The sequence below is a fragment of the Dinoroseobacter sp. S124A genome (assembly GCF_049801015.1).
GTDB lineage: Bacteria > Pseudomonadota > Alphaproteobacteria > Rhodobacterales > Rhodobacteraceae > Dinoroseobacter.
Window position 1 is genome coordinate 259,801 of sequence record NZ_JBNAGD010000001.1, and the last position, 15,554, is coordinate 275,354.

A 15,554-nucleotide genomic window follows, 5' to 3' on the forward strand; every position below is an offset into this window, starting at 1 on the left:
AGAGTTGGACCATGAAAAAACTCACTAAATCTTACAAAAAATGGTTGTTGCACAGAGCCAGGGTCGAAGCCAAGAAACCAGTTCGAATTAGAGTGCGGGAGAAAAGAAGCCACGTAGTCCGAGCTTGGTATGGCGAGGATATCGAGGAGGTGGTGTCAGAAAATCGCCCAAAAATTCCACCACGCGAAATATGTTTGTCAGAGAACGCTGACGAGACACTGGAATTTATCTCCGAGTGGCGTAACAGTTTCAAATCCTTGTTGTCATCTGCATCAGGGGCGATTTTTAACTGGTTCAAGGATGCGAAATCGCAGCGCGGCCGGCGGCGCATCGAGGGATACACGGATTTTAGTCAGATTTCTCGCTTCTCAACGGCACCGGCGTTAGTTGTGACTGCGGAATATGACAGGCTACGCATTTTAATGGATGATGTGCCGCCAACCATTAACCTTGATGAGTGGAAGGATCCGGTTTTTCGGCGTCTCTATGAAATGGGCTTCTTCGAGATCTTAGGCCTAACCGAGAGTGTATCTGACAGATACTTCACTTTGGGTGACGTAAGGACGATGAAGATTATTTCTGGAACCAACTCTGCAGAGCTGGCTGAGGCAAGTCAGAGTATTTTGGGATTGTGCGACTTCCTTGGCGAAGGGCCACAAATCCAAGAGGATGTGGAGTTAGCACTAAACAATGCTCTGTCTGAAGCTATGATAAACGTGTCGAAACACGCGTACCCGAATAATCACGATTTTAAGTTCAGACATGTTAGTAAATGGTGGGTTACTGCATCGGTCGATAGAGGTAGTAGGGAGTTAACCGTCGTGATCTATGATCAAGGCGCGTCGATTCCAGTGACTTTTTCCCAAAAGAACTGGTCGCAGACGGTGCGCGACTTCTTCAAATCGGTCCTGGCACCGAAGCCGAGCTTTGAATTCGAGAACGATGGAACCTACATAGAAGGTGCGATGAGGCCAAGGAGCAGTCAAACCGGGAAGGCGTACAGAGGCCTGGGGTTGCCTGAAATGAAGGACTTGGTGGACATCTGTGGTCGCGGTTCGCTGCGGATTTTCAGTAGAGGTGGAGAGTGCTACTATGAAGCTGGAAGACAGTTGCAACGAAGATCCCGCGATCACTCTATCGGGGGCACACTCATTGAGTGGACGCTTCATCTTCGTGGGGGATGATAAATTGAAAGAGCCATACATGCTTTCTATTGCCAATGATTTTTGGCCTTTTCCTGCGGGTCGTGTCGCAGCTGACGGCCCCTACAATGGCGAGGAGTTTAGGAAAAAACATCTACTCCCGGCCCTGATAGCCGCAGAGAAAGCGGGTGCCGTTCTTGTTGTTCGTCTCGATGGCCTGAAGAGTTGTGGCTCGTCGTTTTTGGAGTCGGCGTTTGGTGGTTTAGTGCGATATGATGGATACACTGCAAGGAATCTTCAGAAGCTTATCCGGATTGATTTTAATAGTGCGTCGCTCGAAAGATACAAAATTTCCATTGAAAACCATATTAAACGCGCAGTGGCAGAGTAAATAGTTGGAGTTTGCAGTAGCGGTATTTGCTGCGTTCGCAGGCGCGTTGATAACCTACATCGCTCAAAATTATTTAGCGATGCAGTCAGAAGACTCCGCGCATCTGAATGATCATATATCCGAGATAAAACTTATAGAAAGCTACGCAGTAGCGTACTGGTTGGCGGAACCGGACGACGTAGAGCAAAGGCTGTATCAGGCTAAGCTGGAAGGAGCTATTTCGGCGTCAGGTTGTTTCAACAAGGATGCGCAGCGAATTCTCGGAAATAAGTACAACGAATATGTGAAACTGGATCAGGCTATTTATGAAGCGGCCACCGGTGGCCAGTTTGGAACAGCTACAAAAAAAATTGACTATAACAGAGTTGTCGAGATCATGACGCTCTGTAACGAATTGCGATCTTTATTGAGGCAATCGAGAAGAAGTCAATATTGGGCGCACTGAGTTGTTGTCACTGTCCGCTATCACTGGCTGCTGCCATTGACGTTCTCGCTCGCATTACTTGCTTCATAACCTCAAGCCTGCATTCACACGGGCCTCTTGCGTCGGGTGTAGAACACTAGCTGTTCAAGGAAGTTTTAACACCGGGTAAACCCTTTGATTTGTGGATACGCAAATTTCGTTACCCGCGCCGGTCCCTGAGCTTGCAGCCGAGAAGATGTAAACACCCCCCCGTTACCGCGAAATTCATGGATCAAGGGTCAACATTCTTCAACAGGCAGGGCGGCAGGCCAACTGGTCTAAGTCAGCCTATTTTAGAAACGGTATTCGTCTGGCAGGTCGAAGCCGAACTTTTCAGCAAAACCGGCCAGAGCACGGTCTGCGAAGCGGTCATGTTTCCAGCGCAAACGGTCAAAGGTGGCTTGGTGCATCCCTTTGGGTTTGTTCCATGGCTCAGGGCCGTTCAGCACGCCGCCTTCCCAACCCAATTTGTCTCTGATCCTGTCAGCCATGCGGGTCGCTCGATCCCCCGGCCTTTCCCGCTGAGACGGATATGCCAGCCGGTAGCAATGACGGCAGGCAAAGATTGCCCCGCCGTAGAGGATGGCGACCCGGCGACCGCACCCGCGAGCAGGGCAGAGAAACCAATGCCGCTCGCCGCCCATGTGGCAGGGCGTGGTGTCGAGAAAGACGGGATAGCGTGCGGGTTGCCATTCCCCGCTTTGATCCCGGTGGCGATAGTCCAGGATTACGCGCCCCGGCTCTGACTGAATATTGATCGAGCCTGTCACCTCGCCGCCGCGCGACCAGGTAATGCGGCGACTAGTCCCGGATTCCAGAAGCCCCTCGCGTTTCAGCCACCGAATATCAATCGAACGGTAATCGTCCGTCGTGTCTGCCCCGAACTGCCAGTGTCGTCCACTACCAATTCCACCCATGCCTCACCTCAGATTTTGCCGAAATCATTTGGGAAATTTATCGGTATCGGTTTTTTGTGCGGTAGCTTGGCAATGCGACCGGTTATGGTCGTATCGCGGCTAAGGTATGCGTGGTCTCTCCGAAGTCTGGGCAAAAGGCGCGGAAGATGCCTCAGACCCGGAATACGGTACGCTATCAGGCTGGGCCAGCCGAAGGGGGGGCAGACCCGAAGCTTGCAGTAAACCCGCTGCCTGTGGCCAGATGTATATGTGTCTAGTTTCTTGTGCATCGGGCGCACTGGATAAAATTACCCTCCCGTCACAATTTTCAGAACGGTCCCGGGCGGATGGTTCCCGGTACCCAAGTCGGTGTCACAATTCCTGTGGCGGGATGGCTTGTTTTTTGTTCCGGGATTTTGCTTTGCGCGCCAGCTTCGGAAAGCCCATGTCGCGGGCTTCCCGTCCACTGTGGCGACTTCCGACAGCGCCCAGAGCGGTGCCTGCCCGACGCCAGAGGGTCCGAGGTATGCCGCTCGTGTCATGAAGATGAAGCCGCGTTCTTCCAACTCTCGGAACCATGGGCCAACCGTATTGCGGTGCACGTTCAACGCCCGCGCGGCATCGCGTTGGCTGAGCAAGAGCTGGCCATTGTTTGTGCCCACGTAGCGCCGCTTGAGTTCGAGATAGAGCACCTTAGGCCCAGGTTTCAGCGTGGCCCAGGCCTCGGTTACCTGCAAGGCCTCTGACAATTGGACATGCTTTCCACAGCCGCGCTTTCCACGCTTGTAGTGCCGCTTAGCCATGAGTGCCCCTCCACGCGCCGTATAGCGCCTCTGAGAGGGCAGGGGGCAACAAGGCCGCCCCCATATCTCTATCGCGCGCATTACCCATCTTGAGCGTCCTCGGGGCCGTCCGCAGAAAGAGGCCGCGCCGACCGTGGCCACTTTAGCCGTTGCTGGTCGCAGCTCTTGGGCAGGCTGTAGTGGGCGATCCTGTCTGGTCCTCGGTACTCAGTATGAATGGGCCAGCCGTATTTGTGGCGCAGGTTATGGATGATGGCTCCAAGCCGCCATCCGCGCACCTCTCCGATTTCGTCCATGTGGGTTATGGTGCGCCCTTCTCTGAGCGCCTTGCACGTCCAGAACACTTGCGTGCGGTTGCTGTGCCAATGGTCATTCATGTGCGAGGGTCCCCAATTGGAGCGCCCAGCGCTGGACGGAGTGACTGCGGCGGTCCCAGTAGTAACGCGCCTTGGTCGGACTTGCGTGAGCTGCGCCGCGTGTGTCATCTGTTGCACGTACCACCGTGGCATTTGATGTCACACGAAAGGCCCCGGCCCCGCCTGCGGAGTTGGGGTTTTTCATTAGGCGGCCTCCCCATTCGGTTCGACGCGCTGGGCGGCAAGGTAGGCGTTCAGATCGGTCCCGTGGTAGCCGATGCGCCGCCCGATGCGGATGAAGGCTGGCCCGCGATTACGGTGCCGCCATTGGGCCAGTTTTTCCACGCTGCCTAGCACGCGCATTTCCGGGTCTTCAGGGAAGAAAACACGGTCGTGATCGAAGATGTCTGCCATCGTTAATGCCTTTCGTTGCATCGGTTGCGATGACACAGCATTAATCGAGCAGGGTTTTGTTCTAAACCGTTGATTTCAAGTTAATAAGTAACTCTGCCTTGGCGGCTCAGTCACCTATCGGTGTCCACAGATATACAGAGGTTACTCAAGTGAATTTCGGAAAAGCCTGTCGAATCTGGCCTTAAAGGGTTGCTCCGATCGTAGAGCCACGCAGTAGTGATTGAATTGGCCGTGCCCATATTCGCCGGGAGGAATTGCGTTGTTGAAGGCGACACGCAAAACCATGTCTTCGTATTCTCGCAAGTCGTTGTTTTTGTCATAAACGGCTTCTACCTCGTCCATGAATACGCGCAAACGCTCGAACCTTCGGTCTGCCGAGCCGCTCTTCCTTCCCTTGGCAATGTTCTTCTGACGCGTTTCCTGAGCTGCCAGAGCGCTTGGTTCCAATGTCACTATGTTTTGGACAGCGGAGAAGTTTCGTCCTGCTGTAAAACCAACGTCGAACATGAAGTTTAGGACATCGGCAACTTCGGGGTCGCTGCCGATGATTTGGTCTCTGATATCGAACATCTGCAACGTGGCAACGCTGTCGATTTCCGTTCTAGTGTAGTTTCTGTCAGGATCGCAACTGCTAGCGCTTAGCTCCAGATAGTCAGCAAAATCGACAATATGTGCGTACTCAACCTCTGGACCCACTGCGTTATTGCTGAGTAAATGGTTCAAGCAGCCTTGGAAGTTTCCGTACAGGCTGACGAAGGTGTCCTCGGAGATTAAAACTCGCCGCACGTTCAACCCAGATTGGCGCAAGGCAACTATTGAATCTTCAAAGCGACCGGCGGTTCGTATGAACATCACATTCACCCGGTCAGTGCACCACTCCATCGGTCCCCGTTTGTCGATTGCGTCCGCAGCATCCCGGAAGGTCTTCGGGAAATCTGTTATAGGCAGTTTCTCGCGCTCGCTCCACTTTTTTAGAGTAAGCCAATCGATAAGTTCGATGTTCTGAGGTCCGTCACTTGGCATAAGGTTTCCCCTTCGGCTCAATCGGCGCCGGAAACAAATTTACTCCATTGGGCAATCAAAGCGCGTCTGCGTGCAAGCAAATCTGACCGCGCGTAGGCGCGTTCCACCTCAGACCCCACTTGATGCGCGAGTGCCGCCTCCGCGACTTCACGCGGCGCGCCTGCAGCCTCTCCGGCCCAGTCGCGAAAAGAGCTACGAAATCCGTGCACGGTGTATTGGTCGCGCCCCATGCGGCGCAGGAGCATGAGCATGGACATATTGGAAAGGGGTGCGGCGCGTTTCTGACCCCGAAAAACGTAATCGCCGCCCAGCGCCTTCATCGCCTCCAGTATTGCCAGCATTTCCTGTGTGAGCGGCACGCGATGCTCAACGCCACCTTTCATGCGCTCTGCTGGGATAGTCCAGAGCTGGGCGTCCCAGTCGATTTCGCCCCAAGTCATCCCCAGAACTTCGGATGTGCGGCACGCGCTCAGAATGGTGAATTGCAGCGCCCGCGCCGCAGTTGCGGAGCGCTCGCTCAGCTCGGCATAGAAGGCGGGCACGTCCTGCCATGGCATTGCGTCGTGATGGTGCCTCCGAACCTGCACCTTGGGGAGTACGTTGCCTTCCTTGATGGCCGTGACCGGGTTCTCCCCGTCGCGGAAACCTGCGGACCGGGCCACGTCCAGAACTGTCTTTAGGCGCTGGGCGAGCCTCTTGGCGGTCTCATGCTTGGCGGTCCAGATCGGGGACAGGCACATCAGCACCTCGGGTTGCCCGATACTGTCTACCGGCATGCGGCCTATCTTCGGGAATGCGTAGTCCCTCAAGGTGTTCAGCCATTGCTGGCCGTGCTTGGCGTTCTTCCAGGTGGGCAGTCGTTCAATATGTACCTGCCGCGCCATTTCTTCGAAGGTCGGGATTTCGCGCTTGGCGTTGTAGCGAGGGTTCAACCCTGATTTGGCCATGCGGCGGTATTCCAGTGCCCGCTCGCGGGCTTGGTTCAACGTCACCACATCCGCGCCGCCCAGCCCAAAATCAGTTCGGAGTGGCGCGCCTTTTGAGTTACGTTGTCCTTTGACGGTAACCCGGACAATCCAGCGCCGTGCGCCGGACGGGTCCACCACGAGGTAAAGCCCCGCGCCATCGCCGTGCCGCCCCGGTCCGAGATTGTCCACAAGTCGCTTTGTTAGCTTGCCATTGAGTGCCGCCACGTATCATACCACTTTCTGTACCACTTAACGAAAGCGTATCAGTGAAAGTGGGTGAAGGCCAACAAAACCGAACACCTAGCAGTATTCTTTAAAATCAACGATTTATGCGTGATTGTATGGCTCGGTACTGGTGGGGGCTAAGTGGAGGTGGCGGTCCCTGAAGGATTCGAACCCTCGACCGATCGCTTAGAAGGCGATTGCTCTATCCAGCTGAGCTAAGGGACCTCACCGCATTCAGGTATGGCACAGCAAAGTGCTTTGTAAAGACTGTTATCCCGGGCAATCGCGGGGGAGGGGCGTTCCGCGTCGCGGACAGGCAAGAGGGGGCCTTTCTGCCCCCTCGCAAGATCAGTGGCCGGTGAAGACCAGCAGGTTGAACGGCATCAGCAGCGCCCGCAACCGCAGGCCCGCAGCATGGACCACGCCCACCGTGTCGATCACGTGCAGACCGATGAATTGCAGGGTGCTGAGATCCTCGTTCTCAAGCCGGTCGTGGTTGTTGGTATAGGCTGTAGCCAGGCACCGGCTGCCGGGCGGCAGGAGGTCGGTCGTGCCCGCATAGATCGGCTCCATGAACACGGTCACCGTCCCCGGAGCACGCCGCCGCGAGGTATCCAGCAGCTCGTCCGACGGGCGGATCTGCCCGGCGGCGATGACATCCTGTACCTCGGTAATGATCATCGGGATGATCGTGAAGGGTTTGCCGATACAGGTCATCTCTGCGACCGTGCCAGGCTGCACCACCTGGGTGGCGACCTGGTCGAACCCGGCCTGGAACCGACCGCGCCCCGCATCGCTGGGCACGAGGATCCCGGCAGGACGCAGGATCGGGTTCACCACGTCGCCGGGGCGCAGGGTGAACTGTTCTATCGTGCCATCGACACCCGCATAGATCGTCAGCTTCTCGATGGTCGCCTGCGCCTGGGCCAGCGCGGCCTCAGCCGTGGCCCGTTGCGCGGGCAGCAGCACGTCGATCTTCGTGTTCACCGCTTCGAGTTCGGCCTCGGCCGCATCCACCGCGCCCTGGTTCTGGTCGCGCTGGTTGCGCAGGGTGTCAACTTCGCGCTGGGTTACGGCCGATGAGCCCTCGGCGATCAGGGTCTCGCGCCGGTTCAGATCGTCCTCGGTCTGGGTCAGCGCAGCCATGGCCTGTTCCAGCGCGCCGGTGGCCGACGCCCGTTCGGACTGGGCGAGCTGCAGTTGCGCGTCTATCTCTTCGATCTGGCGGCGCGCGGTCTCGGCGGCTGCGTCCTCGCTGGAGCTGTCCATGCGGAACAGCGGATCGCCCGCCGCGACCAGCTGGTTATTGCGCACAAAGACTTCTTCGACGCGCCCGGCCGTGGTGGACACGATGGTCAGGGTGCGGAAAAACGACGTGACATTGCTGGTTGTCGGGTGAAAGTAGAAGACCACGGTGATCAGGCTGATGGTGAGCATGGCGCACATGGTGATGCCCCAGCGCAGCTCGTACCACACTGTGAAGAAGTTGATCTCGGCGCCCCATTTCCGCCCCTGAACGCGGCTGCGGAACAGGTAGTCGGGCAGGATCGTGATCAGCGAGCAAATCGTCAGTTCAAGCATTTACTCTGTCTCGCGCTCTGGCATGGTCTTGGGCTCGGCGGCCTTGCTCGTCAGATCCCTAAGGGAGGACGCAATGGAATTCAGCGGCGTGATCAGATCCGGGGGCCGGAAGGCCGCAATCACCAGCGCACCGACCCAGAAGAGGTTGTTGTGGGTGAACAGGGCGAGCATCGCGAGCACGCTGATCAGTTGCAATTGGGTGCTGTTGGAATGATGCGCCATCTTTTCCGGCATCGCGTGGAGGGTGAAATAGGCGACACCCAGTCCAAGAATGACGAAAATGACAAAGAAGATCATAACAGTCATGAGGTAGTCGCTGCCATCGGCGGCGGCGACGAAGCGGGGCAGGTGCTCGGGCGCCATCGGGTGGGCTTCGGGGGTCATGCGGGTCACGCCTCCATCGGTCAGGGCTTGCATAATCGTCGGGCAGGCTACGCCTGCCACAGCGGCTTGGCCAGCCGGATCTGCCAAAAACAGAGGTTATTCGCGGGCTCAGCCCCCGTATTTCACGCGCGTTCCGTCGCAGGATGGCCCGGCCGGTCGGCATGGCGGGCCGGGATCAGGCGCTTTGGAGCCCTGCGCCCGTTTCGGTCTCGCCAAGCGCGGGGAGGATCGTGCGCAACCAGTGCTCCACATCCTCGACCGTGGGGTCCAGAACCTGGGCAACCCCGCCGGTGAAGGTCTCGAACGCCTCCCGATTGAGGCTGTTCAGACCGACCAGAACCGGGATGTCCCGCGACAGGGCCTCGGCGATCAGAGGGCGGAAGCCGCGACCCCCGGCTTCCTGCTTGCCGAACTTGTTGACCACCAGCAGGTCCGCATCGGGCAGGAAGGATTCCGAGATCCCGATGGCACTCTCCAGCGCCTGCGGATCGAGGCGACAGCCTCGCGATCCGGCGCCAAGGCTTTGCGAGATCCGCACCACAGGCCCGTCGGGCAGGATTTTCACATCCATGTCGCAGGGTTTGTCGTCGCCGCAATCGGTGTTGGTCTGAACGGTACCGCATAGCTTGAGCCCCGCATGTTGCAGGCGCGCTGCGACCTCCCAAAGCAGAAGGTCGGTGCCCCCGCGGGTCGAAGCCATGGTGCAGGCGATATTCATCGGCGATCTCGTTTCTCAGTCTGGCGGGCCAAAGGGCAGAAAGGCAAGTTCGGTTCCCGCCGGTATATCGCCAGTCGGGGCCGGAAGACAAATGAGACCATCGGCCTGTGCCAGCCATGTGATGTGCCCGCTGCTCCGGCTGTCCGGGCAGATCACCGTGATCGCACCGGGCCCGGCGGTTCGGTCGATGCATGCCAGACGGTACTCGGCCCGTCCCGCGCGGTGCTGCAGGGGGTGAGCGCATCGGGCGCGTTCTGTTAATTTCGTATTCTTGTCAATGCCTTGGAGTCGGTTCATCATGTGACGCCCAAAGAGCTGCCAGGTGACAAAGGCCGCGACCGGGTTGCCCGGCAGACCGAGCCAATGCGCCTTGCCAAGCTGGCCGGAACACACCGGCTTGCCTGGCTTGATCGCGACGCCTGCGAACGCCATCCGTGTCCCGAGCGCGTCCATCGCCGGGCGCACATGGTCTTCCTCGCCGACCGAGATACCCCCGGTGGTGACGATCAGATCGACCTCTTCCGCCAGCCCTGCCAGCAAGCTGCGGGTCGCTGCGCGGTCGTCGGGGGCGTGATGGACCGAGACCTCCGCCCCGCTCGCGTTGAGCGCAGTCTGGAGGAGCGGGCCATTCACATCCCAGATCCCGGCGGCATCCCGGGGATCATCCGGGCTGCGGATCTCATCGCCGGTGATCACGAGGGCCGCGCGCGGGCGGCGCGAGACCCGGACCGTGCTATGGCCTGCTGCGGCGATGGAGGCGATCTGCCTTGGTCCCAACCGCTGCCCAGCGGCGGCCAATTCGGTGCCTTGCGCGGCGATCTCGCCCGCGCGGCGTACATGGCTGCCGCAAGGCGGGCGCTCGGGCAGGGTGATCCCGCCGTCCCGGCGCGTGACATCCTCTTGCATGACCACCGTATCGGCCCACGCGGGCAAGGGCGCGCCGGTGAAGATCCGCGCCGCGCCGCCGGAGGGGCCCTCGGGCCACTGACCCGCTGCAATACGCGCGCCCACGGGCAGGTTCCATGGACCGTCGCCAGCCAGATCCGCCGCGCGCAGGGCGTAGCCATCCATGGCGGCGTTGTCGAAGGGGGGCAGGGCAGCCCGGGCTGTCACCGGTGCGGCGAGGACCCGACCCGATGCGTCGGTCAGGCGGAGCTCCTCGTAATCCCGAAGGGGGCGCACCGCCTCCCCAAGCCGCGCAAAGGCGGTTTCGACAGAGATCAGCGCTGCCGTTCGGGCCGGATCATCGCAGGCACAGACCGGGTTGCGCATCGGGCGGTTCATGGCACGCTCCCATCCCTCAGGCGGTCGGGGCCAATTGGCCTGCCGCGTCCAGCAGGATGAAAACCGCGCGATCGCCCAACCCGGGGGTGCCGAGCCGCTGGTAATACCACTGGCGCGCAGGCCCGGACTGAGCCAGCGCATAGGCCAGCGTATCGGCTCGTTCCGCCGCGGCGATCTCATCCGCCATCTGGCGCTGCAGGGCGTCACTTCCTTCGGCGAGCACCACATCCACCGCCGCGTGACGCGCGGGCATCGCGTCATCGACGAGATGGGCCATGGCCACCTCCGGAGGCTGACGGCGGATGGCCGCCGCCCGGATCAGCGCATCCGGATCCCTGAGCGCGGCGGCGAGGCAGGGGCTGTCGGGCGCGCCTGCGGCCAGCACCGCAAAGGCAGCGCCACGAATGACCGGGTCCTCGTGGTCATGGGCGGCATGGGCCGCAGTCAACAGATCCTCGGCACAGGCCGGGTCGGGCGAGGCTTGGCAGAGCGCCGTCCAGATCGCGCGCTGTGCGCTGTCCGGCGCCGCAAGGCGGGCGCCCAGCAGGGCCGGGACCATGCCATCGATCCGGGCGGTGCCGCAGATCTGGATCGCTTCGGCGACCAGCGCCTCGGTCACGGCGGCAGGCCCCTCGACGGCGCGGCGACGGCGACGTTTCGACGGGGCCTCTTCGGGGGTGTCCTCGGCCAGATCCGCGTCCTCTGGCGTGGCCTCCATCGGGGCGAGGATGGACGCAAGGGTCGACTGACCGGTTGCCTTGGGGGCCTCGGCCTGTTCGATGATCTCTCCTTCGGGGGAAATCCGGATCCGGCGCGGGCCGCTCTCGCCCTCCTTGGGCACGGTCATGTCCGGCCCGTCGCCGAGGGCGGTGTCCTCTGCTTGCGTTGCATCTTCGGCCAAAAGCGTGCCGTGAATGGCCGCGCGGACGGCCTCGGCCGCCGCGTCATCCCCGGCCTCGGCCCGGTCGCGCAGGGCGACCAGCGTCGTGGCGCGGATCTGCTGCGCCGGGTTGGCCAGAAGCGCGGTCAGGCACCCGGTCTCGACGGCCGGATCCATCCCGGCCAGTGCTTTGACGGCAGCGATGCGGGCATCGAGCGGGCGCAGAGGATCCGCGATCAATGTCAGCAATGGCGCGCGCGCGCGGTCCGGTGCTCGGCGCGGCAAGTGCCGGGCGACGGCGCGGACAAGCGCCTGCGCGCCCTGATCCAGCCAGGCCAGCATGTTGTCCACCAGCGCTTCGGCCACGTCGGGCGTAAGATCCTCGGCAAGGGTGTCCAGCGCGGCGGCTTGCACCTCGGGCGCGGGATCCCGCAGGGCAGCGATCGGCAGATCCGGCTGCGCGGACGCGGCTTGGTGCAGCGCGGCCACACGCACGGATGCCGCCGGGTCCTCGGCGGCAAGCCGGGCCAAACGCGGATCATCCGGATCCATCTGGCTCAGGGCCCGGGCCCGAAGTGGCGCATCGGGGCTCGTGATCAGCGCGTCCAGATGATCGGCCAGCGCCGCAGGGTCCAGCCGACACAGCATGGACAGCGCCCGACGCCGGGCCGGTCCGCCCTCGGTCTGCAGGATCGCGAGGAGCCAGACGACCCCTTCATTGCCCATCTTCGAGAGCGCCTCGAAGACCGGGATGTCGAGGGTCTGGCCAAGCTCATCATCCCGTGCCGCCATCAGATCGGGAATGGCCGCCGTCACACCCATCTCGCCCAAAGCGTCGATGGCCGCGATCTGGATGTCGAGCCAATCCTCCCAATCGCTGTTCTCATCCTCCCAGGCCACATGGTCCTCGCAGCGCGAGAGGCTCAGCGTGCGGATCCGCGCCAGCGCCGAGGTGTCGCGCAGACGTGCCAGCCCGGAGAGGGCGGCGCGCTTGACCTCGCGCACGGGATCGTTCTCGAGCGAGAAGATCAGCGTCTCGGCATGATCGGGCGCGGCACTAAGGCTCAGCGCCTCCATCGCATCGGTCCGCACATCGGGGTCGGGGTCCATCAGCGCCTCGGTCAGAAGCGGCAGGGACAGGGCAGGGGCGACCCCAAGACCGGCGAGGGCCTTGATCGCCGCGCTGCGAAGAATTTCGTTTTCACTCCGGATGTGAGTGGCCAGCATCGCTGCGGTCTCGGCGGGCATGGGGGCCATGGGCAAGTCACGCATCGGATCTCTCATATGTCTGGAAAGGTCCCTCGGCGCAGGGCGCGCCGAGGGCAGAAGCCTTTGAAATCAGGCGATGTCGCGGCGGGCGAAGGACATCGAGCGGAATTGCGACTTGTAGGGGCTCTCGCCCATCTTGCGCACTTTGCCGACGCCCATCTTGTAGTTGTAATTGCCGCTGATCCAGTCGACGACCCGGCCCGACAGCGCATTCGCAGGCTGCGCGGTATGGAGGAAATCCATATAGCCGAGGTTTTCCTTCACCGCCGGGGTGACGATGGCCACCGCCGTGATCGAGGCGCGGGTCAGTTCGATATGGCCGTTCTTGAGCAGCTCGGCGAAATCGAAATCGGACCCTTCGACGCCCACGATCGTGTCCTTCTGCACCGGGATCCGGTCAGAATAGACCTGCACGTAGTCGCCGTTCTCGATCCCACGGGCCTCGGCCACGCTCGGGTGGATCTCGATCCAGTTCTCCGGCCAGCGCTGCACGATATAAGGGCGGCGGCGGTCGTCATAGCCGGACTGCCAGCGCTCGTTGATCCGGCCCGAGCTGATCCAGATCTCGTCTTCGCGCGGCTTGAGCCATTCCCAATAGCTGGAGAACAGATCCCAAGGCGCTTTCTGGATGTTGCACTTGCCGGTCTGGCTGTTGAAATGGGTGAGCTTCTTGTTGAAGACGTTCTTGCCCACGGGCCCTTCGGCAGGCAACTCGCGGTTCACATCATGCAGACGCTTGGTCCCGACGAGATTGCCCTCGCCATCCATGAGTACCGGTCCCTGGATGCCGTTGGTGCCGAACTCGGCGAACTTCTCATGGAGCGTCTTGCCCTCCTGCCGGGCCTTGACCAGCACCATGTTGAAGTCCTTGCGGCTGCCGCGGGAATGCCGGGCACCTTCCTCGAGCACTTCGTTCGAGGTCTCCCAATCGAAGCCTTCAAAGCCCATCTTCTTGGCGAGGTTCGCGATGATCCACCAATCCGGCTTGGCGTCGCCTGGCGCATCGTAGAACTTGGGATAGAGCCGCAGACGCCGCTCGCCATTGGCGCGGGTGAAGGTGTCCTCGCCCCAACCGCTGGCCGGAAAGACGATGTCCGCATAGCGCGCGCCAATCGGGTCGACCAGATAGATATCCTGGTTCCACACCACCATGCCGCCGCTATCCGCGCGCCGTTTCAGGGTGTCGATGATGTCCTGTTTCTCAAAGGACATGACCTGATGCGGGTTGCGGGTCGTGAGCTCATCGAACTTCGCCTGCAAGCTTTGCGAGCCGCACATGGCCTGCACCCAAGTGGTGCCGATGACATGGGCGAGACGGGTGTGCCCGCTCATGAGATACCGGTCTGTATCCATGGCGCGCCGCCGCCGTCCGGGCAGCTTCTCTGGCGATTTGTTGCGGGGGTATCCGCCGCCGCGCAGGCCGCCACGCTGGTGCCCACCGGCCCGGCCGATGACCTGACCCGGCCGTCCGCCCGCGCCGCAGACGATCCCGAGGGCCGAGATTGCCTGGGTGTTGCCGGTATTGTTGGACCAGTAGAAGCCTTTCTCGATCATCAGGCTGGTCTTGGGCCGCGAGCCGTCTTCCTTGGGCTTGGCCATCCACTCGGCTGCGGTATAGATCTTTTCCACGTCGATCTGGGCCATCTCGGCGGCAACCTCGGGCTTGGAATAGTCCTGCGCCAGCAGCCATTCTTTCCAATCCTCGAAGCCCGCTGTCTGGAACTTGCCCCAAGTCGTGCGCCACTGCCACGGGGTGTTCCGTGTGCCCTGGCCAAAGCCGGACGAGCTTTCCCATTTGTTGTTGACCCAGTTCTGGATCCACTCGGTGTCTTCCCAGCCATTCTCGACGATCACCCGGGCAATCGCGAGCACCACGGGCAGGTCCGTGCCCGGCTGGATGTCGAGCAAGAGCCCGCCGTTCTTGACCGCAAAGGCCACACCGGCGGTCGAACGCGGCAGCATGAAGATCGCCTTCTGGCCGCCCTGGATCGCGGGCATGATGTAATCGGTGAACAGGATCGTCTTGGACTCGTAGGGGTCCGTGCCACACATCAGCAGGGTATCGGCCTCGGCCCAGTCATCATAGCTGGGGCCAAAATTGTCGAAACCCGCATCCCGGAAGCCAGGGGTCGAGGTTACATCCGACGGCGTATCGTGGAAGGTGAAATTCGCGGTCCGCACATGGCGCAGGGCGTATTTCGTGATCGCGTAGGTGTTCTCCATATAGCCATAGGAGAAGGTCTTGACCCCGTAGGCATTCGTCCCGTGCTTTTCGAGCACGTGGTTGCCCACCTCGGCGGCGATATCGAGCGCGAAATCCCAGGTCACGGGCATCAGCACGCCGAACATCCGCACCATGGGCGAGGTCAGACGGTCCCGCGTGGGCGTTTGCGGGTTGTAGACCTTCTGCGCCAGCGCGCCGCCCCGAATGGACGAGTTGCCGGAGTAGTTCACGAATTCCGTATCCTTGTCGGGGATGATCACGATGTGATGCGGCTCGCCGTTATGCAGCACGATGTTGTGCATGTTCGGCGCGATCCACGGGCCCAGCGGGGCCACGGGGAAATCCTCGCCAAAGGCGTTGTCAGCGGCCGCCGGGCCGCCATTGCGACCGCCCCGGACGGGCCAGCGATAGACTTTGTAGCCGCAGGCGACGATGCAATAGTCGCAGGCCGTGCTCAGCACATCCGCGTCGGGCGGCGGCAGGGGGACGGATTCTTCGGGGACGTAATACGGTGTGGACATATCGGTTTCTCC

General features: G+C 60.9%; 14 protein-coding genes and 1 tRNA gene. 3 read left to right on the forward strand and 12 right to left on the reverse strand.

What is annotated here, in order from left to right:
• Window positions 1-11: 11 nt before the first annotated feature.
• Genes ACP15I_RS01290 through ACP15I_RS01300 form a run of 3 tightly spaced genes read left to right on the forward strand, consistent with a single transcriptional unit; the run spans window position 12 to window position 1,978 of the window.
• A complete protein-coding gene (locus ACP15I_RS01290; RefSeq protein WP_424973578.1) occupies window positions 12-1,184 on the forward strand; it encodes an ATP-binding protein in 1,173 nt (390 codons plus the stop codon).
• A gap of 19 nt (window positions 1,185-1,203) precedes the next feature.
• Window positions 1,204-1,533: an STAS-like domain-containing protein gene (locus ACP15I_RS01295; RefSeq protein ID WP_424973579.1), complete on the forward strand. Its 330-nt coding sequence runs from the start codon at window positions 1,204-1,206 to the stop codon at window positions 1,531-1,533.
• Window positions 1,534-1,537: 4 nt separating this feature from the next.
• A complete protein-coding gene (locus tag ACP15I_RS01300) occupies window positions 1,538-1,978 on the forward strand; it encodes a hypothetical protein (RefSeq protein ID WP_424973580.1) in 441 nt (146 codons plus the stop codon).
• 311 nt (window positions 1,979-2,289) lie between these two features.
• On the opposite strand, the gene ACP15I_RS01305 is transcribed toward ACP15I_RS01300, so the two are convergent.
• The 12 genes from ACP15I_RS01305 to ACP15I_RS01360 form a co-directional block, all read right to left on the reverse strand.
• Window positions 2,290-2,913: a hypothetical protein gene (locus ACP15I_RS01305; protein ID WP_424973581.1), complete on the reverse strand. Its 624-nt coding sequence runs from the start codon at window positions 2,911-2,913 to the stop codon at window positions 2,290-2,292.
• Window positions 2,914-3,200: 287 nt separating this feature from the next.
• Window positions 3,201-3,695, reverse strand: a complete 495-nt coding sequence (locus tag ACP15I_RS01310) for a helix-turn-helix domain-containing protein (protein WP_424973582.1) — start codon at window positions 3,693-3,695, stop codon at window positions 3,201-3,203.
• Between the two features lie 560 nt (window positions 3,696-4,255).
• On the reverse strand, window positions 4,256-4,465 hold the full coding sequence (locus ACP15I_RS01315; protein WP_424973583.1) for a MerR family transcriptional regulator: 210 nt from the start codon (window positions 4,463-4,465) through the stop codon (window positions 4,256-4,258).
• 141 nt (window positions 4,466-4,606) lie between these two features.
• Window positions 4,607-5,488 carry a hypothetical protein gene (locus ACP15I_RS01320; RefSeq protein WP_424973584.1) on the reverse strand — a complete coding sequence of 294 codons (882 nt, stop codon included), beginning with the start codon at window positions 5,486-5,488 and terminating at the stop codon, window positions 4,607-4,609.
• 17 nt (window positions 5,489-5,505) lie between these two features.
• Entirely contained in the window at window positions 5,506-6,681 is a 1,176-nt protein-coding gene (locus ACP15I_RS01325) for a tyrosine-type recombinase/integrase (RefSeq protein ID WP_424973585.1), read from the reverse strand.
• Window positions 6,682-6,829: 148 nt separating this feature from the next.
• Window positions 6,830-6,906 (reverse strand) — tRNA-Arg (locus ACP15I_RS01330).
• Between the two features lie 123 nt (window positions 6,907-7,029).
• Window positions 7,030-8,262, reverse strand: a complete 1,233-nt coding sequence (locus tag ACP15I_RS01335; protein WP_424964768.1) for an HlyD family secretion protein — start codon at window positions 8,260-8,262, stop codon at window positions 7,030-7,032.
• Window positions 8,263-8,679, reverse strand: coding sequence for a hypothetical protein (locus tag ACP15I_RS01340; RefSeq protein WP_424973586.1), 417 nt, complete (start codon window positions 8,677-8,679; stop codon window positions 8,263-8,265). It abuts the gene before it with no gap.
• Window positions 8,680-8,821: 142 nt separating this feature from the next.
• Entirely contained in the window at window positions 8,822-9,364 is a 543-nt protein-coding gene (locus ACP15I_RS01345) for a DUF2478 domain-containing protein (protein ID WP_424964766.1), read from the reverse strand.
• 15 nt (window positions 9,365-9,379) lie between these two features.
• Window positions 9,380-10,648 carry a gephyrin-like molybdotransferase Glp gene (gene glp / locus ACP15I_RS01350; protein ID WP_424973587.1) on the reverse strand — a complete coding sequence of 423 codons (1,269 nt, stop codon included), beginning with the start codon at window positions 10,646-10,648 and terminating at the stop codon, window positions 9,380-9,382.
• Between the two features lie 16 nt (window positions 10,649-10,664).
• On the reverse strand, window positions 10,665-12,800 hold the full coding sequence (locus ACP15I_RS01355; RefSeq protein ID WP_424973588.1) for a HEAT repeat domain-containing protein: 2,136 nt from the start codon (window positions 12,798-12,800) through the stop codon (window positions 10,665-10,667).
• Window positions 12,801-12,866: 66 nt separating this feature from the next.
• Window positions 12,867-15,542, reverse strand: a complete 2,676-nt coding sequence (locus tag ACP15I_RS01360) for an arsenate reductase (azurin) large subunit (RefSeq protein ID WP_424973589.1) — start codon at window positions 15,540-15,542, stop codon at window positions 12,867-12,869.
• Window positions 15,543-15,554: the final 12 nt, after the last annotated feature.